The organism is Pseudomonas sp., assembly GCF_032058845.1.
Classification (GTDB): domain Bacteria; phylum Pseudomonadota; class Gammaproteobacteria; order Pseudomonadales; family Pseudomonadaceae; genus Aquipseudomonas.
Genome location: NZ_DAMCCR010000019.1, coordinates 1 through 21,131, shown reverse-complemented (window position 1 = coordinate 21,131; position 21,131 = coordinate 1). Strand labels below are relative to the sequence as shown.

Sequence of the window (21,131 nt, the reverse complement as noted above, 5' to 3'; positions counted from 1 at the left end):
GAGGCGGGTCTTGTGTGGCTTGGGCCAGGGGGGTGAAGCCGGGCCAACGCTGCGATCACCGCTTGCCTGTCATTGCGCGGCGGCTGAATTGGGCCGGCTGTGCCGGCCATCGCGGCTGAAGCCGCTCCTACAGGGTGGCTGTGGCGGCTATCGCGGCTAACCGGAGCGCCGGACCGGCCGCTCCTACAGGGCCGGCTGTGGCGGCCATCGCGGCTGACCGGAGCGCCGGGACGGGCGCTCCAGGGGGCGGTGGGTCTGCCAGGTTTGAGCTGCACAGTGCTGGCGACCCACCCGCCGCGGGACCACGGATCAGGCGTCCTTGCCCTCGCTGTGCAACCGATCGCGTCCCGCCAGCGTTGGGAACAGCTTGATCCACACACCCGTGACCACCAGCGTACCAATCCCGCCCAGCACCACCGCTGGCACCGTGCCCAGCCAGTGCGCGGTGACCCCGGACTCGAACTCGCCCAGCTGGTTCGAGGCGCCAATGAACAAGCCATTCACCGCGCTGACGCGGCCGCGCATGTCGTCGGGTGTCTCCAGCTGCACGAAGGCGCTGCGGATCACCATGCTGATCATGTCTGCCGCGCCCAGCACCACCAGCACCGCCAGCGAGAACCAGAACGAGGTCGACAGGCCAAAGGCAATGGTCGCTACCCCGAACACGCCGACCGCCGTGAACATGGTGCGCCCGACCCTGCGCTCGAACGGGAAGCGCGCGAGCCACAGCGACATCAGTAACGCACCGACCGCTGGCGCCGAACGCAGCAGCCCCAGGCCCATGGGGCCGGTAAGCAGAATGTCCTTGGCGAACACCGGCAGCAGCGCCGTAGCGCCGCCCAGCAGCACGGCGAACAGGTCCAGAGAGATGGCGCCAAGGATATCCGGGCGGCTGCGGATGAAGCGGATACCCGCCAGCAGCGACTCCAGGCTGGCCCGCCCGCGTTGGGCGATTTGCGGGCGTACCCTGAGGCTCAGGGTCAGCAGGCAGGCGATGGCGTACAAGGCCACGGTCGGGCCGTAGACCCACGTGCTGCCGAAGGCGTAAAGAAAACCGCCAATGGCTGGAGCGACGATGGTTGCCGATTGGGTGGCAGACGCCGATGCGGCCACCGCGCGAGGAAACAGGCCTGCCGGCACCACGTTGGGCAGCAGCGCCTGGGTCGCGGGCATCTCGAACGAACGGGTAGTGCCCAGCAGGAAGGCCAGGGCGAAGATCAGCTCGCGACTGACGTTGTCGGTCGCGCTGCCCAAGACCAGGCCCAGGGCGATCAGCCCCTGCAGTGACTGACACAGCGCGGCCACCCGGCGTCGGTCGTAGCGGTCGGCCACATGCCCGGTGTGCAGCATGAACAGCACTCGCGGGGCGAACTCCACCAACCCGACCAGACCGAGGTCCAGCACGTTGCCCGTAAGCTGATAGAGGTGCCAGCCGATGGCCACGGTGAGCATCTGGAAGCCACTGGCGGTAAACACGCGGGCGAACCAGAAGGCAACGAAGGGGCGGTGGTGGCGGAGCAGGGTGGGTTCAGGCATCGAGGTATGGAACTCCGCAGGGCAAGTAGAAAAGCGACCCATCCAGTGAACGCCCAGCCTATCACCTGTTTGTAACAAAGAGTTGCTGCTTGCTCGCCCGAGCACATTTCGCTGGCCTCGGTAACCCGGTGAGACCTCCTGTCGCGCGGCATTCAACCACACCTCTGGCCCGCGCCTGCGGGGCTATCCTTGCGCTGTTCGTTGATCTGGATCAAACGACCCAGGGCAACAAACAGCCGTACCCCCACGCGATCCGATAGAACAATTCCAACGCACAACGCTCGATAGACGAGGGGGCAGCAGGCGGACGGGCCGTACGCCCTGACGCCGGACCACCTGACGAGGACACCTCCATGTTCGGCCTTGAAGCCCTAGAGCTCGCCCGAATCCAGTTCGCCTTCACCGTGTCGTTCCACATCCTGTTCCCTGCCATCACCATCGGCCTGGCCAGTTACCTGGCCGTGCTCGAGGGCATGTGGCTGAAAACCAACGAGCAGGTGTACCGCGACCTCTACCATTTCTGGTCGAAGATCTTCGCCGTCAACTTCGGCATGGGCGTGGTCTCGGGCCTGGTCATGGCCTATCAGTTCGGCACCAACTGGAGCCGCTTCTCCGAGTTCGCAGGCTCGGTCACCGGGCCCTTGCTGACCTATGAAGTGCTCACCGCGTTCTTCCTCGAGGCAGGTTTCCTCGGCGTCATGCTGTTCGGTTGGAACCGCGTGGGCCGTGGCCTGCACTTTTTCGCCACGGTGATGGTGGCCATCGGCACGCTGATTTCGACCTTCTGGATCCTGGCCTCCAACAGCTGGATGCAGACCCCCAAAGGCCACGAGATCATCGATGGGCGAGTGATTCCCGTGGACTGGGTGGCAATCATCTTCAACCCGTCCTTTCCCTACCGCCTGCTGCACATGTCGACTGCAGCGTTCGTCGCCACGGCGTTCTTCGTCGGCGCCTCGGCGGCCTGGCACCTGCTGCGCGGACGCGACAACCCGGCAATCCGCAAGATGCTCTCGATGGCCATGTGGATGGCACTGATCGTGGCGCCGGTGCAGGCCGTGATCGGCGACTTCCATGGCCTCAACACCCTCAAGCACCAGCCGGCGAAAATCGCCGCCATCGAGGGCCACTGGGAAAACCTGCCGGGCGAAGCGACTCCGCTGATTCTCTTCGGGCTGCCCGACATGCAGGCTGAAACCACGCGCTTCAAGCTGGAAATCCCGGCGCTGGGCAGCCTGATCCTGACCCACAGCCTGGATCAGCAGGTGCCAGCGCTCAAAGAGTTCGCACCTGAAGACCGGCCCAACTCGACCGTGGTGTTCTGGTCGTTCCGGGTCATGGTCGGCCTGGGCATGCTGATGATCCTGGTGGGCCTGTGGAGCCTGTGGCTGCGCTGCAGCGGTGGCCTGTACACCTCGCGGCCCTTCCTCTACCTGGCCCTGTGGATGGGGCCGTCGGGGTTGATTGCCATTCTGGCCGGCTGGTTCACCACCGAGATCGGCCGTCAGCCGTGGGTGGTGTATGGCCTGCTGCGCACGGCCGAGGGGGTGTCGAATCACAGCGAGACCCAGTTGGGCTTCACCCTGGTGATGTTCGTGGTGGTGTATTTCGCGCTGTTCGGCACCGGGCTTGGCTACATGATGCGCCTGGTGCGCAAGGGGCCGCACACCGGCGAAGGCAACCAGCCACGCCCGGGCGGGCCTGGGCAGCCACGCACGCCAGCACGACCTCTGTCGGCTGCCGATGAGGGCAGCGACACCGATGCCGCCCGCCTGAACGAGGGGAACTGAACCATGGGTATCGATCTTCCGCTGATCTGGGCCGTGATCATCATCTTCGGGGTGATGATGTACGTGGTGATGGATGGCTTCGACCTGGGGATCGGCATGCTCTTCCCCTTCGTCAAGGGCAAGGCCGACCGCGACGTGATGATGAACACCGTGGCGCCCGTCTGGGACGGCAACGAGACCTGGCTGGTGCTCGGTGGGGCGGCGTTGTTCGGCGCCTTTCCGATGGCGTATGCGGTGGTGCTCGAAGCGCTGTACCTGCCGCTGATGCTGATGCTGGTCGGTTTGATCTTCCGCGGCGTGGCCTTCGAGTTCCGTTTCAAGGCCCGCGACGCCAAGCGCCATCTGTGGGACAAGGCGTTCATCTGGGGCTCACTGGTAGCCACCTTCTTCCAGGGTGTAGCGCTGGGCGCCTTCATCGAAGGCTTCAAGGTCGTCGACCGGCACTTTGCCGGTGGCACCCTGGACTGGCTGACGCCGTTCAGCCTGTTCTGCGGGTTGGGCCTGATCGTGGCGTACACGCTGCTGGGCTGTACCTGGCTGATCATGAAGACCGACGGGGCGCTGCACCGGCGCATGCATGACCTGGCGCGCCCCCTGGCGTTGGTGTTGCTGGCAGTGATCGGGGTGGTCAGCCTGTGGACACCGCTGGCCTACGGGCAGATCGCCGAGCGCTGGTTCAGCATGCCCAACCTGCTCTGGTTCATGCCGGTGCCGATCCTGGTGCTGGTGACCTTCTATGCCTTGCTCAAGGCCGTGGGGCGCGACAGCCACTACACGCCGTTCCTGCTGACCCTGGTACTGATCTTCCTGGGCTACAGCGGATTGGGCATCAGCCTGTGGCCGAACATCATTCCGCCGTCCGTTTCGATCTGGGACGCTGCCGCGCCGCCGCAGAGCCAGGGCTTCATGCTGGTCGGCACGCTGTTCATCCTGCCGTTCATCCTCGGCTACACGTTCTGGAGCTATTACGTGTTCCGCGGCAAGGTCGGCCATGACGACGGTTATCACTAAGGAGCGATGCACATGCGCCGTGAACCGCAAGAGACGCCAGCCGCTGGGCCGCTGTGGCGGCGTGTAGGCTGGCTGGTGCTGATCTGGGTGGCCAGCGTGGCCACCCTGGGGGTGTTTGCCTGGTTGATGCGGCTGTTCATGAGCGCTGCCGGGCTGACCACGCACTAGGCGTTTCAGCAGTTGCCGGCAGTCGCGTGTCTCGGCCGCTGGCCTTCACCTCGAGAGCGTTGCCGCAGCGCCTGCGGCCCCGCCTATTTGCGGGCCTTGAGAATCACGAACTTGGGCGTTGCCGCGACCTGCTCCACGCCTCGGAACAAGCGCGCCAGCTTGCTGTGGTAGCCCAGGTGGCGGTTGCCGACGATGTACAGCGCGCCTCCGACCACCAAGGCCTCACGGGCTTGCTGGAACATGCGCCAGGCGAGGAAGTCGCCGACCACCTGTTGCTGATGGAACGGGGGGTTGCACAGCACCACGTCCAGCGACTGCTTGGGCAGCAGGGCCAGGCCGTCTGCAGCCTGAAATTCTGCCGCCCGGTCGCCCAGGGCGGCCTGCCAGTTTTCCTGCGCCGACTGCACGGCCATGTAGGACTCATCGACCAGGGTGTAGTGCGCATCGGGGTTGTCCAGCGCACTGGCGATGGCCAGTACGCCATTGCCACAGCCCAGGTCTGCCACCCGCGCGCTGCCCAGGTTGCCAGGCAGGTGCGGGAGGAAGGCGCGGGTGCCGATGTCCAGGTCTTCACGGCAGAACACATTGGCGTGATTGATCAGGCTCAGGGCAGGCTTGTCCAGTGTGTAGCGGGTTGGGTAGGGCGAGGTGAAGGCCGGGCGCTCGGCCACGGTAGCGGTCAGCAGGCGGGCTTTCTTCTGGGCCAGCGAGGCTTGCACAGGACCGATGTATTTCTCCAGCAGATCGCCCGCCGCGCGCGGCAGGTGCTTGATCATGGCACCGGCGGTCACCTGCGCGCCTGGCGCAAGGTGGCCCTGCAGGCGAATCAACTGCTCTTCGAGCAGTGCCAGCGTCTTGGGTACGCGTAGCAACACGCGGTCGAATGGCCCTTGCCACGGCTGGCTGGCCGCAACGAAGTCGACGCTGTCGGCAGGCTGGCCATTGCGCGCCAGGTTCTTGGTCAACGCCAGGTGCGCCAGGTACGAATCCCCGCTGCTGACGATTTCGCCATGCCCGGCAAGGCTCACGGCGAGGGCACCGAAGCTGTCATTGAGCACCAGTACCCGGGCGTTCTGGCCTGGCGACTGCTCCGCGCAGTGCTGCAGCAGGTATTCGTCGGCCGCGTCGAACGCCTGTAATGGGTCATTGGGCTGGTCCGGTTGGCGAATCAGGTCGAGGCGGGCATAGGGCGTGGTCAGCAAGGGCATCGGTCGGGCTCTGAGGCAAATCGTCGGGCCGCTGGCGCGGCCTGTGGAATGCGGCGAATTCTACAGGGCTTTGACGGACAGGGGCGTGGCCGGGTTCAGATCATGCCTTGCATCGCTGCGATGGCGATGGCCCCTGGCTTGTTCGACGCGTTGGTCTTGACGATCACGCTGCGGATATGAAAATTCACCGTGCTTTGCGACAGCGACAAGATACAGGCGATGTCGGCGGCGGTCTTGCCCGCTGCCGACCAACGCAGCACCTCCAGTTCACGCTCGCTCAACTTGGGTCTGGGCGATTCGGCGTCCAGCAGCGCCTTGTGATGCTCGCCCAGTATCGCGTGCAAGGTATTGCACAGCCACAGCACCTCAGCGGCCTTCTCGTAGAATTCCCTCAGGCCGATCTTGCCCGAAGGCCGGGAGACGCTCAGATGGCTCCGATAACCGTGCAGGCCATGCACGGCCTGGGTCCAGCCATGACGCAGTCCATACCGGCAGGCTTCATTGCGGTACTCCCGGTCCGCTGCGAACAGGTGCTCGTCCCAGAGGACCGGGAGCGTGGTGCGATCGCACAGGCTCCGGATCGGGTCGACGCGGTGCAGTTGGTCGCCTGAATAACGCTCGTTCCACTCACGCGGATAATTGTTGTAGAACAGAAGGTCCGAGCTTCGGGTCGTGCTGTGCACGTGCAAGCGCAAGCCCAGATGGACCATTCCCAGTGCTTGCGCCAGCTCGATCGAGCGATCGAACAGTGCAGTGGGCTCTCGCGTTTCCAGCAGATCATGAAGTTGTTCAGACGTCCAATGTGGCATGGTGCTTCTCCAGAACGCTACGGTCGCAAGATGACTGCACAATGCGCAGTGTAGGAAACAAAAAGTTCCAAGGTCGGTTCTTTTCGCTATAACTGTCTTTCGGTTTAATTCTTACGGCTGAACCGGCAGTACGCCTTGCAATCGCGTGGTTTTTATCCCGCGTGCTTTGCGCCAAACTGGCGCACCTGTTTCATGGAGCCCCTCATGACCGCCAGCACCGACAAGTTCACCTGCCAGACCCTCCTGGACGTCCAGCCGCTGACCCCGAACCTGTTCAGCTTGCGGGTAAGCCGCGACCCGGGGTTTCGCTTTCGCTCCGGTCAGTTCGCGCGTCTGGGCGTGGCCAAGCCCGACGGCAGTGTGGCCTGGCGTGCTTACTCCATGGTCAGTGCGCCCCACGATGAATACCTGGATTTCTTTTCAATCGTGGTGCCGGGTGGCGAGTTCACCAGCGAGCTCAGCCGCCTGGGCCAGGGCGATGAGCTGCTCATCGATCGCCAGGCTTTCGGCTTCCTGACCCTCGACCGTTTCGTCGGCGGCCGCGACCTGTGGCTGCTGGCAACCGGCACCGGGATCGCCCCGTTCATGTCGATCCTGCAGGATTTCGAGGCCTGGGAGCGCTTCGACTCGATCAAGCTGGTGTATTCGGTGCGCGAGGCCCGCGAGCTGGCCTATGTCGATGAGATTGCCGGGCTGGAGCAGCGCGATTACCTGCAGGCGTTCGCTGGCAAGTTGCAGTTCATTCCGGTGGTCACGCGTGAGGCGCACCCCGGGGCATTGAGTGCGCGCATCACCACACTGATCGAGACCGGGGAGCTGGAACGTGCCGCGGGGCTGGCGTTTTCCCCGGAGCATTCGCGGGTCATGCTGTGCGGCAATCCGCAGATGATCGATGACACCCGCCAGGCCCTGAAGGCACGCGATCTGCAATTGAGCCTGAGCCGCCGACCTGGCCAGGTGGCGGTAGAGAACTACTGGTAAAGGACGGTAGCAGGGCAGGTTGCAATCGTAGCGAAGTGGGGCCGCCTTGCGCGGCCCCACTGCAGTGAATCAGGGCAGTCTGTTCTGATTCTGGGTTTTCAGCAGGTCACGGATTTCGGTCAGCAGGGTTTCCTGGGGCGTTGGCGCTGGTGGCACGCTGGGGGCCACGGCCTCTTCGCGCTTGAGGCGGTTGATCGCCTTCACGCCCATGAAGATGGCGAAGGCCACGATGATGAAGTCGATCACCGTCTGAATGAACTTGCCGTAAGCCAGGACCACCGCAGGCACATCGCCTTGAGCCGCCTTGAGGGTGATGGCCAGATCACTGAAATCGACCCCGCCGATCAGCAGACCCAGTGGCGGCATGATCACATCGCCCACGAAGGACGAGACGATCTTGCCGAACGCCGCACCAATGATGATCCCGACCGCCATGTCGACGACGTTGCCCTTGACCGCAAAGGCCTTGAATTCCTTGATCACGCTCATGGTGTGTTTCCTTGTAACAAATTGAGAATGTGCTCGCAGTGTAAGCCAGCGTCGGTTTTCATGCGTTGCGCATGCTGCAAGTGACTGTCATGGCCACCAATAGTTTTAGTCGATGTGGGCCCGTGGCAGAGGTGCGGCCTCGGTTATCATGGTGGCTTTTTCCAGGAGACCGACCCCATGGCCAAGGCCAAGCGCTTGTATGGCTGCACCGAGTGCGGCGCGACCTTCCCCAAGTGGGCGGGCCAGTGCGGCGAGTGCGGCGCCTGGAACACTCTGGTGGAAACCCAGATCGAGAGCGGTGGCGCTGCAGCGCCCAGCGGGCGTGCCGGCTGGACTGGACAGCAGGCGCAGCTCAAGACCCTGGCTGAAGTCAGCATCGAGGAAATCCCCCGCTTTACCACCAGCAGCAGCGAGCTGGACCGCGTGCTTGGCGGCGGCCTGGTCGATGGCTCTGTGGTGCTGATCGGCGGTGACCCGGGTATCGGCAAGTCGACCATCCTGTTGCAGACCCTGTGCCACATGGCCGCCAACCTGCCTGCGCTTTATGTCACCGGCGAGGAATCCCAGCAGCAGGTGGCCATGCGCTCACGGCGGCTGGGCTTGCCGCAGGACAAGCTCAAGATCATGACCGAGACCTGCATCGAAACCATCATCGCCACTGCCCGTTCGGAAAAGCCGCGGGTGATGGTCATCGACTCGATCCAGACCATCTTCACCGAGCAGCTGCAATCGGCACCCGGCGGCGTGTCCCAGGTGCGTGAGAGCACGGCGTTGCTGGTGCGCTACGCCAAGCAGAGCGGCACGGCGATCTTTCTGGTGGGCCACGTCACCAAGGAAGGCTCGCTGGCCGGGCCGCGGGTGCTGGAGCACATGGTCGACACCGTGCTGTATTTCGAAGGCGAGTCCGATGGCCGCCTGCGCCTGCTGCGGGCGGTGAAGAACCGCTTTGGCGCGATCAACGAGCTGGGTGTGTTCGGCATGACCGACCGGGGTTTGAAAGAGGTGTCCAACCCCTCGGCGATCTTCCTCAACCGCGCCCAGGAAGCGGTACCCGGCAGTGTGGTCATGGCCACCTGGGAGGGCACGCGGCCGATGCTGGTGGAGGTGCAGGCCCTGGTGGACGACAGCCACCTGTCCAACCCCCGCCGCGTCACCCTGGGCCTGGACCAGAACCGCCTGGCCATGTTGCTGGCGGTGCTGCACCGGCACGGTGGCATTCCGACCCATGATCAGGACGTGTTCCTCAACGTGGTGGGCGGGGTCAAGGTGCTGGAAACCGCCTCTGACCTGGCCTTGCTCGCTGCCGTGATGTCGAGCCTGCGCAACCGCCCGTTGGCCCATGGGCTGCTGGTGTTTGGCGAGGTGGGGTTGTCGGGCGAGGTGCGCCCGGTGCCCAGTGGCCAGGAGCGCCTCAAGGAAGCGGCCAAGCATGGTTTCAAGCGCGCCATCGTGCCCCAGGCCAACGCGCCGAAAGATCCCCCGCCAGGGTTGCAGGTGATTGCAGTGACGCGCCTGGAACAGGCGTTGGATGCCTTGTTCGAGGAGTGAACGCGGGTGTGAAAAAAAGGGCACCGGCGATGCGCGTCGGTGCCCCTCGACCTTCACGGTCAATCAGTGCTCGGCCATGGCCCGGCGCCGCGGCTTGGGCGGCTCGTGGTCATCTTCCTGCATCGGCACCTCATGCCCTTCGGCATCGTACAGGTGGCCATCCTTGAAATAGTCGCCATCGCGCAGCGCCGAAATATCGGCGTAGTGAATGGTGCGCTCGTAGCCCGCCGCGAACACCGAGGGTTGCTGCGGGTTGCCGGCCTTGAGGTGGTTGAACAGCAGGTTCAGCACGATCGCCATGATCGCCGCCGAGCTGATCCCGGAGTGGAAGATGGTTTCGAACCAGCTGGGAAAGTGGTGATAGAAGGTCGGCGCGGCGATGGGGATCATGCCGAAGCCCAGCGAGGCGGCGACGATGATCAGGTTGACGTTGTTCTGGTAGCTGACCTTCGACAGGGTGCGGATGCCGCTGGCCGCCACCGTGCCGAACAGGACGATGCCGGCGCCGCCCAGTACCGGGGTCGGTACGGCGGCGATCACGCGGCCCATGACCGGCAACAGGCCGAGTACCACCAGGATGACGCCGCCGGTGGCCACCACAAAGCGACTTTTCACCCCCGTCACGGCCACCAGCCCGACGTTCTGGGCGAATGCGCTCTGCGTGAACGAGCCGAAGATCGGCGCCAGGATGCTCGACACCATGTCTGCCCGCAGGCCGTTGCCCAGGCGTTTGGAGTCGACCTTGGTGCCGATGATGTCGCCTACGGCAAGGATGTCGGCCGACGTTTCCACCAGGGTGACCATGATCACGATGCACATCGACAGGATGGCCGCGACGTGGAAGGTCGGCATGCCGAAGTGAAAGGGTGCCGGCAGGGCCAGCAGCGGGCCTTGGCTGACCTGGCTGAAATCGGCCATGCCCAGTGCCCAGGCGATCAGCGTACCGATCACCATGGCCAGAAGAATCGACAGCCTTGAAAGCGTGCCGCTGCCGATCTTGCTCAGCAGCAGCACAATGGCGAAGGTGAGTGCGGCCAGGCCGATGTTGGCCACGCTGCCGAAGTCTTCGGCGGCGCTGTTGCCGCCCATCACCCAGCGCGCAGCGACCGGCATCAGGGTCAGGCCGATGGTGGTGATGACGATGCCGGTCACCAGCGGCGGGAAGAACTGGGTGATGCGCGAAAACACCGGGGTGATCAGCAAGCCGATCAGCGCGGCGGCCATCACCGCACCCAGCACGGCCGGCATGCCGCCGCCGCCCTGCGTGCCGAGAATCGCACCCATGGTCGCCACGCCGGCGAACGACACGCCTTGCACCAGCGGCAACTGACAGCCGAAGAACGGCAGGCCGAGGGTCTGCAGCAAGGTCGCCAGGCCGCCCGCAAACAATGAAGCGGCGATCAGCAGGCCGATGTCTGCTGGCGTCATGCCGGCGGCCTGGCCAAGGATCAACGGCACCGCGACGATACCGCCGTACATGGTCAGCACGTGCTGCAGGCCGTAGGCCAGGTTGGCGCCCAGGCCGAGGTTTTCATCCTCGGGCCGGGCGGGTGAGGAGGCGCTAGGGGACGTGGTCATGGAGCAGGCTCTCTCGAATTATTGTTGTGTGGCACTACCGGTATGAATCGTACCTAAGGAGTCATATCGATTGTATACAATAATTTTGATGTGAGCCGTTCAGCCCGCTTTACAGCCCCGTTTCAGCCTGGATCTGCACCCTGTAAAACGCCTGTATGGTGGGTGCTAGAGCGGTGTATACAGAAAATAAGAAAAACACAATAAACCTGTCTAACCAGACAGAAAACGCCCTTTGAATTATTCGTTAGCGCGCAAATAGATCTTAAATATCGATCAATTCCCGCAGCTCGCGCTGCATTTCCGCCTCGTCTGCCAGATTCAATTGCATCAGGCGGTGCAGGTGGGTCAGCGACTCCAGGTCGGTGGTGATCCAGCTGAAACCCAGGCGATTGGCCTCTTCATGGCGCAGTTCGACTTGCAGGCGCACGTGGGTGTTCGGATCCAGGTGCACGGTCGCTGCCAAGGGTTGCGCAAGGTCGGCCTGCCAAGAGGCTGGCCGTTCTACCAACAACCCCTTGAGCGACACATCCAGCAACCTGACTGGCCAGGACTGGTGTCCTCGATGCAGTTCGGTCCTGGCATCGAACGGAATGCGTTGAAAGCGTCGGCGCGTGGGTGAACCGCTCATGATGAAATCCTCGGTGAGACATCGGATGGAAGAGGCACAGGGTGACAGATCAGACACTGGCTGATGAGGCTGCAGAGGCTCTAGACCAAAGCAGATGTGGCAATGCGCAAGCACTCGCCCTAGACTCGGTGAGCGGCGTTATTCCAATAATCCAGCTGGAAGTAAAACCATGAACAACAATAATAGCCTGCTCCGCCACGTCCCGTGGCTGGCACTGGCAGTGTTAGGAGCCTGTGCGCTGGGCGTGGTTGCCTTGCGTCGGGGCGAAGCAGTCAATGCCTTGTGGATCGTGGTCGCTGCGGTGGCCTTGTACCTGGTTGCCTACCGTTACTACAGCCTGTTCATCGCCACCAAGGTGATGCAGCTCGACCCGCGTCGGGCCACCCCCGCGGTGCTCAACAACGATGGTCTGGACTACGTGCCGACCAACAAGCACATCCTCTTCGGCCACCACTTTGCCGCCATTGCCGGGGCAGGGCCCCTGGTCGGTCCGGTACTGGCCGCGCAGATGGGGTATCTGCCCGGCACGCTCTGGCTGATCGCCGGCGTGGTGCTGGCCGGTGCGGTGCAGGACTTCATGGTGCTGTTCATTTCCACCCGCCGTAACGGCCGCTCCCTGGGCGAGCTGGTGCGCGAGGAAATGGGCCAGATCCCCGGCACCATCGCGCTGTTCGGCGCCTTTCTGATCATGATCATCATCCTCGCGGTGCTCTCGCTGATCGTCGTCAAGGCGCTGGCGGAAAGCCCGTGGGGCATGTTCACGGTGATGGCGACGATTCCCATCGCGATGTTCATGGGCATCTACATGCGCTACATCCGGCCCGGTCGCATCGGCGAGATTTCCCTGATCGGGGTGGTCCTGCTGCTCGGCTCGATCTGGCTCGGTGGTGTGATCGCCGCTGACCCGGTGTGGGGCCCGGCCTTCACCTTCACCGGTGTGCAGATCACCTGGATGCTGATCGGCTATGGCTTCGTCGCCGCGGTTTTACCGGTGTGGCTGATCCTGGCGCCGCGTGACTACCTGTCGACCTTCCTGAAGATCGGCACCATCATCGCCCTGGCCATCGGCATCCTGGTAGTGATGCCCGAGCTGAAGATGCCGGCGCTGACCCAGTTCACCGACGGTACCGGCCCGGTGTGGAAGGGCACCCTGTTCCCGTTCCTGTTCATCACCATCGCCTGCGGCGCGGTGTCCGGCTTCCACGCGCTGATCAGCTCGGGCACCACGCCCAAGCTCATGGCCAACGAGACCCATGCCCGTTACATCGGTTATGGCGGCATGCTGATGGAATCCTTCGTGGCCATCATGGCCATGGTCGCTGCCTCGGTGATCGAGCCGGGGATCTACTTCGCCATGAACAGCCCGGCGGCGCTGGTCGGCTCGGATGTTCAGTCGGTAGCCGCCACGGTCAGCAGCTGGGGCTTCATGATCACCCCCGAGCAGCTCGAGGCGGTCGCCCGGGATATCGGCGAGAACACCATCCTGGCCCGTGCCGGTGGTGCACCGACCCTCGCCGTAGGTATCGCGCAGATCCTGCACAGCGTGCTGCCGGGCGAGAACACCATGGCGTTCTGGTACCACTTCGCGATCCTCTTCGAGGCGCTGTTCATCCTCACCGCGGTGGACGCGGGCACCCGTGCCGGTCGCTTCATGCTGCAGGACCTACTCGGCAACTTCGTGCCGGCTCTGAAGAAAACCGAGTCGTGGACCGCCAACGTGATCGCCACCGCCGGCTGCGTGGCCATGTGGGGCTGGCTGCTGTACCAGGGCGTGGTCGATCCACTGGGCGGCATCAACACCCTGTGGCCGCTGTTCGGCATCTCCAACCAGATGCTCGCCGGTATCGCGCTGATGCTCGGCACCGTCGTGCTGGTGAAGATGAAGCGTCAGCAGTACGTGTGGGTCACCCTGCTGCCGGCCATCTGGCTGCTGATCTGCACCACCACCGCGAGCTTCATCAAGCTGTTCGACAGCAACCCCGCAGTGGGCTTCCTGGCCCTGGCGAACAAGTACAGCACCGCGCTCGAAGCCGGTCAGGTACTGGCGCCGGCCAAGGACATCGGCCAGATGCAGCACGTGATCTACAACGCCTACACCAACGCCGGGCTGACCGTGCTGTTCCTGGTCGTGGTGTTCAGCATCCTGTTCTTTGCCCTCAAGGTCGGTTATCGCGCCTGGAATCGCAAAGAGCGGACCGACAAGGAAACCCCGTTCCAGGCTTTGCCTGAAGCGTAACCAGAGAGGGCTGCGGCCATGTTCAACGACCTGGGACGCCTGGGTAAGTACCTGGGTCAGGCTGCCCGCCTGATGGTAGGCATGCCGGACTACGACAACTACGTCGAGCACATGCAGCGCACCCACCCGGACCAGCCGGTGATGAGCTACGAGGCGTTCTTTCGCGAACGCCAGGAGGCTCGTTATGGTGGCAAGGCTGGGCCCAAATGCTGTTGACCCCGGCGTGCGGTTAACCACCGGACGTTGGCAAGCTGAACGGCGTCGTTGAAAGCGTTAACGCATGAACCTGTGGGAGCCCGGACAACCGCGCTCCCATTTTCATTTCTGCTTCAAGGAGACATTCTGCGTGCAACCGCCCATTCCCGTTACCGTGCTCACCGGCTTTCTCGGTGCTGGCAAAACGACCTTGCTCAAGCACATGCTCAAGGCCGAGCACGGCCTGAAGATCGCCGTGATCGAGAACGAGTTCAGCGACGCCGGCATCGACAGCCAGCTGCTGGGCGAGGAGCCGGTTCAGGTCATGACCCTGGCCAATGGCTGCGTGTGCTGCACCATCCACACCGACCTGACCAAAGCCCTCTACCTGCTGCTCGAACGCCTGGACGCCGGTGAGATCGCCTTCGACCGCCTGGTGATCGAGTGCACCGGCCTGGCGGACCCGGCGCCCGTGGCGCAGACCTTCTTCATCGATGAGGAGCTGCGCGAGCGCTACATTCTCGACGGCATCATCACTCTGGTCGACGCTGTGCATGCCGACGTGCACCTGACCCAGAGCATTGCCCAGGCCCAGGTGGGCTTTGCCGACCGCCTGTTGCTGAGCAAGACCGACCTGGCCGACCCTGCCGCGGTCGACGCACTGCGCGAACGCCTGGCGCGGATCAATGGCCGCGCGGCCGTTCGTGTGGTCGAACAAGGGCGCATCGACCTGGCCGAGCTGCTCGATGTGCGCGGCTTCAACCTCAACCCGGACCTGGGCGAGAACCTGCGCCCCACGCTGCGCCCGGTGCGCAAGCCAGCGATGCCCGACCGCATCTCCACACTGGTGCTGCGCAGCGAGGTGGCGCTGGACATCGACCGCCTCAGCGACTTCATGAACGAGCTGTTGGAAACCCATGGCAAGCAGCTGCTGCGCTACAAGGGCGTGCTGAACATCGCCGGCGACGACCGCCGCCTGGTGTTCCAGGGCGTGCTCAAGCTGTATGGCTTCGATTGGGATGCCGAATGGTGTGAGGGCGAGGCGCGGGAAAGCGTGATGGTCTTCATCGGTGATGAGTTGCCGGAAGACCGGATCAAGGCAGGCTTCGCGGCGCTTGGCCAAACCGCAACCCCGTGAAACCACAGGCATGAAAAAACCGATGCCGGTCGCCCGACATCGGTTTTTTCATGGACTGACGGTCAGGCCGTCAGCAGTGCCTTGCTCAGTTGCCGTAAACCGGCAGCTTCTTGCAGATGGCCTTGACCTTCTCACGCACGGCGTCGATCACCGCATCGTTGTTCAGGTCGGCCAGGATGTCGCAGATCCAGCCGGCCAGCTCGCGGCACTCGGTTTCCTTGAAGCCACGGGTGGTCACGGCCGGGGTGCCGAAACGCAGGCCCGAGGTGACGAACGGGGAGCGTGGATCGTTCGGTACCGAGTTCTTGTTCACGGTGATGAACGCCTTGCCCAGCGCCGCGTCGGCGTCTTTGCCGGAAATGTCCTGCTTGATCAGCGAGAGCAGGAACAGGTGGTTCTCGGTGCCGCCGGACACCACGTCGAAGCCGCGCTCGATGAACACGCCGGCCATGGCCTGGGCGTTCTTCACCACTTGCTGCTGGTACGCCTTGAACTCAGGCTGCAGCGCTTCCTTGAAGCAGATCGCCTTGGCGGCAATGACGTGCTCCAGCGGGCCGCCCTGGGCACCAGGGAACACGGCCGAGTTGAGCTTTTTCTCGATGTCGGCGTTGGCACGGGCCAGGATCAGGCCGCCACGTGGACCGCGCAGGGTCTTGTGGGTGGTGGTGGTGACCACGTCGGCAAACGGCACCGGGTTCGGGTACACGCCGGCGGCAACCAGACCCGCCACGTGCGCCATGTCGACGAACAGGTAGGCACCGACCTTGTCAGCGATGGCGCGGAAGCGCGGGAAGTCGAGGATCTGCGAGTAGGCCGAGAAACCTGCCACGATCATCTTCGGCTTGTGCTCGACAGCCAGGCGCTCGACTTCGTCGTAGTCGATCAGGCCGTTGGCGTCGATGCCGTACTGGATGGCGTTGTACAGCTTGCCGGAGGAGGAAACGCTGGCACCGTGGGTCAGGTGGCCGCCGTGGGCCAGGCTCATGCCCAGGATGGTGTCACCGGCGCTCAGCAGGGCCAGGTAAACGGCTGCGTTGGCTTGCGAACCGGCGTGCGGCTGGACGTTGGCATAATCGGCGCCGAACAGCTCCTTGGCTCGGTCAATGGCCAACTGCTCGACCACGTCGACGTGCTCGCAACCACCGTAGTAACGCTTGCCCGGGTAGCCTTCGGCGTACTTGTTGGTCAGCACGCTACCCTGGGCTTCCATCACCGCTGGGCTGGTGTAGTTTTCCGAGGCGATCAGCTCGATGTGCTCTTCCTGGCGCAGAGCTTCTTGCTGCATGGCTTCGAAGAGCTCGGCGTCGTACTTGGCAATGGTCAAATCACGGCTGAACATGGCGGTCCTCAAGGATCGGGCTTAAAGGGGCCAGCATTCTACCTCATGGGGGGGAGAGAAGCTGCACATGGCGAGCGGCAAAGTGAATGCGCAGCCGTGAGCGCTGTTGTATCGATTGGCCGCCTGCAGCGCATTCACCCCAGCATGAACAGCGCTTCGTTGCTGAACTGCGCTTCGAACTGATTTGCCGGCATGGGCCGACCGAACAGATAGCCTTGCACCTCGTCGCAATCATGCTCGCGGAGGAATTCCAGCTGCTCGTGGGTCTCGACGCCTTCGGCGATCACCGCCAGGTTCAGGCTGTGGGCCATGGCGATTATGGCGCGGGCGATCTGCGCGTCCTGCTCACCGGCCGGCAGGCCATCGACGAAGGTGCGGTCGATCTTCAGCACATCGATGGGGAACTGCTTGAGGTAGTTGAGCGAGGAATAACCCGTGCCGAAGTCATCGACGGCAATGCTCAAGCCCAGCTGCTTGAGGCTGTCGAGAATCTGCAAGGCCTCGTTGACCTCGCGCATCAGGATGCTTTCGGTCAGCTCCAGTTCCAGACAGGCCGGCGGCAGCCCGCTTTCGTTGAGGATGGTCGCGATGCGGGTGCCCAGTTGGCCGTCCGAGAACTGCCGCGCCGACAGGTTCACCGACACCTTCGGCACCCGCACACGCGCCTTGCGCCACGCGACCAGCTGCCGGCTGGCTTCACGCAGCACCCAGTCGCCAACGTCCACCACCAAGCCCAGCTCTTCGAGCACCGGAATGAACTCGCCCGGCGGGATCAGCCCACGCCGCGGGTGGCGCCAGCGCAGCAGCGCTTCGGCGCCCGTCAGGCGCTTGCCGTCACCGCTGAACTGCGGCTGGTAATAGAGGATGAACTCGTTCTGCTCCAACGCATGGCGCAGGTCGCTTTCCAGCTCCAGGCGCTCGAGCGCGCTGGCGTTCATGTCGGCCTGGTAGAACTGGAAGTTGTTCTTGCCGCGTTCCTTGGCGTGGTACATGGCCGTGTCGGCGTTTTTCATCAACTGGCTGAGCTCGCTGCCATCCTGCGGGCTCAGGGCAATGCCGATGCTCGCGGTCACGAAGAACTCGCGGTTCTCCAGCACGAACGGCCGCACCAGGCTGGCGAGAATGTTCTCGGCCACATGGATGGCGCGGTTCAGCGAAGCTTCGCGGCTGGGTCTGGGTTGCAGCAGCAAGGTGAATTCGTCACCGCCCATGCGCGCCACGGTGTCGTCATCGTGCACACAGGCCAGCAGGCGTTCGGCCATGTCCTTGAGCATGCGATCGCCGGCGGCGTGGCCGAGCGAATCGTTGATGGGCTTGAAGCGATCGAGGTCGAGGAACATCAGCACCACCCAGGAGGTGTTGCGCTGCGCTTGCTGCAACGCGGTGTAGAGCCGGTCCTGGAACAAGGTGCGGTTGGGCAGGTGGGTCAGGGCGTCGTAGTAGGCCAGCCGATGAATGCGCTGTTCGCTGGCCTTGCGCTCGCTGATGTCGGTGAAGAAGCACACATAGCTGGCCAGGTCGCCTTCATCGTCGAACACCGCGGTGATGCCGACCCAGGCCGGGTAGTGCTCGCCGCTGCGGCGCTTGAGCCACACCTCGCCTTCCCAGCTGCCGCGCTGGTGCAGTTGCTTGAGCACGTAGCGCAGGTGGGCGTCCTGCTGATTGTCGACCACCAGCAGGCTCGGCAACTGGTCCAGCACATCGCTCACCGCGTAGCCACTGACCCGGCTGAAGGCCTCGTTGGCCTGTACGATATAGCCGGCCGGGTCGGTGATCAGAATGGCCGAGGTGGAATGCTCGAACACCGTGGCGGCCATGCGCAGGTCTTTCTCGGCGCGGCGCTGCTGGCTGATGTCACGGCCTACACCAAGAATGCCTTCGAAGCCGTCATGCTCATCCCAGACCAGCACCACACGCAGCTCGATGGGGATCTTGCGGCCGTCGGCGCGCAGGCAGTCGAACAGAAACAGCTGGGTCGGCAGCTCGTTACGCAGCCGATCCAGCTGCGCGGGGTCGCCCAAGGCATGGGTGACCTGCTCGAGCAGGCGCAGCACGCCGCTGAGTTGCGCGGGGTTGGCAATGGTCGACTGCCAGCCGTTGGCGAAGACCCACTCCACTTCATACCCCAGCACCACTTTCACCGACGGGCTGAGGTAATTGAGCTGCAGTTGGCTGTCGGTGGAAAAGATCACGTCGCTGATGCTTTCGGCGAGCATGCGGTAGCGCTGTTCGCTGTCGCGCAGCGACTCGCTGGCCTCGATCTGCACCGTCACATCCTTGCCCACGCCGATGATGCGTGTCGCCTGCCCGTCGCTGTCGTGGCTCAGCACCTGCTCGCGGATGTCGTAGCAGCGCCACGAGCCGTCCTTGTGGCGGAAGCGGGTCTGGTAATGCAGCGGTTGATCCTTGCCCGCCTCACGGCGGTGCCAGCGCTGCGCACGGTACTGCTCGGCATCGCTCGGGTGCATCAGCAGCTCCCAGAAACGGTCGCCCAGTTGCGTCAGTTCCGCGCGGGAGTAGCCCAGGGTCTGGCCAAGGTGGCGGTTGCTGAAGATCATCTGCTGGCTCTGCACGTCCTGCACGTACAGCTGGTCAGGCACGGTACGCACCACATCCGACCAGAAGCTTTCGCGCTCGAGCACCGACAGCTCGACCTGCTTGCGGCTGGTGATGTCGCTGATGCTGAGGATCACCGCCTGGTAATCGCGCGGCTCGGGCAGCCGGACCATCAGCCACAGGTGCAGGTCGGTGGCCGATGGGGTGGGCAGGCGCACTTCCAGTTCAAGCTGCGAGCGTTGCTCGAGGACCGCATCGATCAGCTGCATGCCAACGCTGTCGCGGCCATCGCCGGTGCTTTCGATCAGGCGCTGCCAGGCGCGCGCGTTGCAGTCGACGCCGAGCAGTTGCCGGGCCACCTGATTGGTTTCGGTGATCTTCAGCTCCTGCAACAGCGACCGGCGCAGGTTCGGGTCCAGTGCCAGGCTGTGCTTGAGCGCGGCGCGGTTGCCCACGTGATGGCGCTGAAGCTGGCCGGGCAGGCTGGAGAGGTCGAGCACACACAGCGCCACGCCGGTGCCTTCGAAGATGTCGTGGTAGCGGCGACGGTCCTCCTGCAGCGCGCGCTGGCGGCGGCGCAGGTTGAGCAGGGCCAGGGCTGGCAGGCACGCGCAGAGCAGTATCAGCAGGCACTTGCCAATCAGTGCCGGAAGCAAGTGGTTACGCGCTTGTCGGGCATCGAAAAACCCCTGCAACTGCCAGGTACTGTGGTCGAGAAAGCTGAGCATCACACTGTCCAGTGCGCTGTTGGCGGGCAGCCCGGTATGGCGTGCCAGGACATGCGCTGTGCGGCTGTTCTGCAGTAGCCACAGGGGATGATCAGCGCTTTGCAGGCGCTGGCTGAGGGTCTGAATGTAGTCCGCCGAGAGGCGCACAAGCCAGTAGCCACGGGCTTTCTCGGACGCGCCGTCGGGTTGCTGGAGTGTCAGATAGAGGGTCTGGCCATCGGCGCTGTCGCTCCAGAAAAATGCCTGGCCCAGGCCGAGCCTGACGGCAGCGGGCAAGGCATCGGTGGTGCCTGCGGCGGGTACGCTGTCGAGTTGTAGCTGGCCGGCGGTGTCCAGCCACGTCACGTCCTGCAAGGCCGGCAACTGCCGGCGCCAGCGCTCCAGCAGCACGGGAAGCTCGCTGGCAGTGGGAGGCTCGGCATGGGGTTGCAGCAGCGTGATGGCCTGTTGGGCCTTGAGCGCCATGTTCAGCTCGAGCTGCTCGGCCAGCACGGCGGTGGCGCTCAGGCTTTGCTCGCGCTGCTCGACCAGGGTGGTGCGAAACTGCGCCAGCAATTGCCAGATGAGCAGGCCCAGCAGCAGCAGTACGATCAGCGCCAGGGCACCTTTGAGCGAGCCGCCAATAGCCTTGGCAGGTACAGAAACGCTCGGTGCTGTAGGTGGGAGATGACTAGTCAAGCGTTCATCCTGCGAAAGGGCTGGCAATGGCAGGGGAAGCAAAGCCGTTGGACGGGCTGCCGGGGTACTCGTGGGGCCGCCGCACTATAGTCCGCGCCGGAGGTGGCGCCTAGGCTCTGAATGAAAAGCCTTGATACTTGTCATGCCAGGTCGAAAACCGCCCAGCGGCATGGGTGCAAAACCCGGAGGTGGGCGCCATTATGGCAAAGTGCTACTGATCTGTCCTGCCGTCCTGTCGGTTCGGCATGTGGAGCTGGGTGTGCGAGAATGCCGGCCGTTCCAATGCACGTGCTTTTCGGAGAAACCCGGTTTGGTTACCCACTATTCCACCAACGGCCTCGAGGCCGCCTGCGGGCGCACCGCGCAAACACTGGTCAGCAGCGGCGTCAGCGAGGAAGTGTCCTGCAAATCCTGCCAGCGCACGCTGCTCAAGCCCGCCGCGGTCAGCGTTGCCAAGTCGCCGTCGCTGGCCGAGCTGCGCAAGCAGGCCAGGGCCGCTGCGGCAACGGCGGGCA

16 protein-coding genes and 1 pseudogene are annotated in these 21,131 nt (G+C 63.9%); 9 read left to right on the top strand and 8 right to left on the bottom strand.

The features are described from left to right. Positions 1-309 precede the first annotated feature (309 nt). Positions 310-1,536 carry an MFS transporter gene (locus RT028_RS05925; RefSeq protein WP_312933459.1) on the bottom strand — a complete coding sequence of 409 codons (1,227 nt, stop codon included), beginning with the start codon at positions 1,534-1,536 and terminating at the stop codon, positions 310-312. Between the two features lie 353 nt (positions 1,537-1,889). Between RT028_RS05925 and RT028_RS05920 the strand changes: the two genes are divergently transcribed. From RT028_RS05920 to RT028_RS05910, 3 genes are read left to right on the top strand one after another with little or no spacing between them, the layout of a single operon-like run. Further along, a complete protein-coding gene (locus tag RT028_RS05920) occupies positions 1,890-3,326 on the top strand; it encodes a cytochrome ubiquinol oxidase subunit I (protein WP_312933457.1) in 1,437 nt (478 codons plus the stop codon). Positions 3,327-3,329: 3 nt separating this feature from the next. Beyond that, on the top strand, positions 3,330-4,337 hold the full coding sequence (cydB, locus tag RT028_RS05915; protein ID WP_312933455.1) for a cytochrome d ubiquinol oxidase subunit II: 1,008 nt from the start codon (positions 3,330-3,332) through the stop codon (positions 4,335-4,337). 12 nt (positions 4,338-4,349) lie between these two features. Further along, positions 4,350-4,505 (top strand): DUF2474 domain-containing protein, encoded by a 156-nt coding sequence (locus RT028_RS05910; RefSeq protein WP_312933453.1) that lies wholly within the window; start codon positions 4,350-4,352, stop codon positions 4,503-4,505. An 83-nt stretch (positions 4,506-4,588) separates the two neighbouring features. Here RT028_RS05910 and RT028_RS05905 read toward each other — a convergent pair whose 3' ends face one another. Together RT028_RS05905 and RT028_RS05900 are read right to left on the bottom strand one after the other, a co-directional pair. After that, positions 4,589-5,713 carry a methyltransferase gene (locus RT028_RS05905; RefSeq protein ID WP_312933451.1) on the bottom strand — a complete coding sequence of 375 codons (1,125 nt, stop codon included), beginning with the start codon at positions 5,711-5,713 and terminating at the stop codon, positions 4,589-4,591. Between the two features lie 95 nt (positions 5,714-5,808). Further along, complete coding sequence (locus RT028_RS05900) at positions 5,809-6,522, bottom strand: autoinducer binding domain-containing protein (RefSeq protein WP_312933449.1); 714 nt, start codon at positions 6,520-6,522, stop codon at positions 5,809-5,811. Between the two features lie 204 nt (positions 6,523-6,726). On the opposite strand from RT028_RS05900, the gene RT028_RS05895 reads away from it, so the two are divergent. After that, positions 6,727-7,503, top strand: a complete 777-nt coding sequence (locus RT028_RS05895; RefSeq protein WP_312933447.1) for a ferredoxin--NADP reductase — start codon at positions 6,727-6,729, stop codon at positions 7,501-7,503. Between the two features lie 69 nt (positions 7,504-7,572). Here RT028_RS05895 and mscL read toward each other — a convergent pair whose 3' ends face one another. Continuing rightward, positions 7,573-7,992 carry a large-conductance mechanosensitive channel protein MscL gene (gene mscL, locus RT028_RS05890; protein WP_312933445.1) on the bottom strand — a complete coding sequence of 140 codons (420 nt, stop codon included), beginning with the start codon at positions 7,990-7,992 and terminating at the stop codon, positions 7,573-7,575. 177 nt (positions 7,993-8,169) lie between these two features. Here mscL and radA point away from each other — a divergent pair, with 177 nt between their 5' ends. Then, positions 8,170-9,540: a DNA repair protein RadA gene (gene radA, locus RT028_RS05885; RefSeq protein WP_312933443.1), complete on the top strand. Its 1,371-nt coding sequence runs from the start codon at positions 8,170-8,172 to the stop codon at positions 9,538-9,540. 63 nt (positions 9,541-9,603) lie between these two features. Here the strand turns inward: radA and RT028_RS05880 are convergent, their stop codons facing one another. Together RT028_RS05880 and RT028_RS05875 are read right to left on the bottom strand one after the other, a co-directional pair. After that, positions 9,604-11,118, bottom strand: a complete 1,515-nt coding sequence (locus tag RT028_RS05880) for a nucleobase:cation symporter-2 family protein (RefSeq protein ID WP_312933441.1) — start codon at positions 11,116-11,118, stop codon at positions 9,604-9,606. Between the two features lie 262 nt (positions 11,119-11,380). Further along, on the bottom strand, positions 11,381-11,746 hold the full coding sequence (locus RT028_RS05875) for a PilZ domain-containing protein (RefSeq protein WP_312933439.1): 366 nt from the start codon (positions 11,744-11,746) through the stop codon (positions 11,381-11,383). A 169-nt stretch (positions 11,747-11,915) separates the two neighbouring features. Between RT028_RS05875 and RT028_RS05870 the strand changes: the two genes are divergently transcribed. From RT028_RS05870 to yjiA, 3 genes are all read left to right on the top strand, one after another. Next, on the top strand, positions 11,916-13,982 hold the full coding sequence (locus RT028_RS05870; protein WP_312933437.1) for a carbon starvation CstA family protein: 2,067 nt from the start codon (positions 11,916-11,918) through the stop codon (positions 13,980-13,982). Positions 13,983-14,000: 18 nt separating this feature from the next. Continuing rightward, positions 14,001-14,198 carry a YbdD/YjiX family protein gene (locus RT028_RS05865; protein WP_296265425.1) on the top strand — a complete coding sequence of 66 codons (198 nt, stop codon included), beginning with the start codon at positions 14,001-14,003 and terminating at the stop codon, positions 14,196-14,198. A gap of 130 nt (positions 14,199-14,328) precedes the next feature. Beyond that, a complete protein-coding gene (gene yjiA, locus RT028_RS05860) occupies positions 14,329-15,315 on the top strand; it encodes a GTPase (RefSeq protein ID WP_312933433.1) in 987 nt (328 codons plus the stop codon). An 85-nt stretch (positions 15,316-15,400) separates the two neighbouring features. Here yjiA and glyA read toward each other — a convergent pair whose 3' ends face one another. After that, complete coding sequence (gene glyA / locus RT028_RS05855; protein WP_312933431.1) at positions 15,401-16,654, bottom strand: serine hydroxymethyltransferase; 1,254 nt, start codon at positions 16,652-16,654, stop codon at positions 15,401-15,403. Positions 16,655-16,788: 134 nt separating this feature from the next. Beyond that, complete coding sequence (locus RT028_RS05850; RefSeq protein ID WP_312933429.1) at positions 16,789-20,616, bottom strand: EAL domain-containing protein; 3,828 nt, start codon at positions 20,614-20,616, stop codon at positions 16,789-16,791. A 310-nt stretch (positions 20,617-20,926) separates the two neighbouring features. Between RT028_RS05850 and RT028_RS05845 the strand changes: the two are divergent. After that, positions 20,927-21,131 (top strand): annotated as a pseudogene (locus RT028_RS05845) (hypothetical protein); the annotation flags it as partial.

Coding starts and splice junctions, on each gene's coding strand:
- RT028_RS05905 (WP_312933451.1), bottom strand. CDS start 5,713: ATGCCCTTGCTGACCACGCCCTATGCCCGCCTCGACCTGATTCGCCAA.
- RT028_RS05880 (WP_312933441.1), bottom strand. CDS start 11,118: ATGACCACGTCCCCTAGCGCCTCCTCACCCGCCCGGCCCGAGGATGAA.
- RT028_RS05925 (WP_312933459.1), bottom strand. CDS start 1,536: ATGCCTGAACCCACCCTGCTCCGCCACCACCGCCCCTTCGTTGCCTTC.
- RT028_RS05910 (WP_312933453.1), top strand. CDS start 4,350: ATGCGCCGTGAACCGCAAGAGACGCCAGCCGCTGGGCCGCTGTGGCGG.
- cydB (WP_312933455.1), top strand. CDS start 3,330: ATGGGTATCGATCTTCCGCTGATCTGGGCCGTGATCATCATCTTCGGG.
- RT028_RS05920 (WP_312933457.1), top strand. CDS start 1,890: ATGTTCGGCCTTGAAGCCCTAGAGCTCGCCCGAATCCAGTTCGCCTTC.
- glyA (WP_312933431.1), bottom strand. CDS start 16,654: ATGTTCAGCCGTGATTTGACCATTGCCAAGTACGACGCCGAGCTCTTC.
- RT028_RS05865 (WP_296265425.1), top strand. CDS start 14,001: ATGTTCAACGACCTGGGACGCCTGGGTAAGTACCTGGGTCAGGCTGCC.
- radA (WP_312933443.1), top strand. CDS start 8,170: ATGGCCAAGGCCAAGCGCTTGTATGGCTGCACCGAGTGCGGCGCGACC.
- RT028_RS05875 (WP_312933439.1), bottom strand. CDS start 11,746: ATGAGCGGTTCACCCACGCGCCGACGCTTTCAACGCATTCCGTTCGAT.
- RT028_RS05895 (WP_312933447.1), top strand. CDS start 6,727: ATGACCGCCAGCACCGACAAGTTCACCTGCCAGACCCTCCTGGACGTC.
- RT028_RS05900 (WP_312933449.1), bottom strand. CDS start 6,522: ATGCCACATTGGACGTCTGAACAACTTCATGATCTGCTGGAAACGCGA.
- mscL (WP_312933445.1), bottom strand. CDS start 7,992: ATGAGCGTGATCAAGGAATTCAAGGCCTTTGCGGTCAAGGGCAACGTC.
- RT028_RS05870 (WP_312933437.1), top strand. CDS start 11,916: ATGAACAACAATAATAGCCTGCTCCGCCACGTCCCGTGGCTGGCACTG.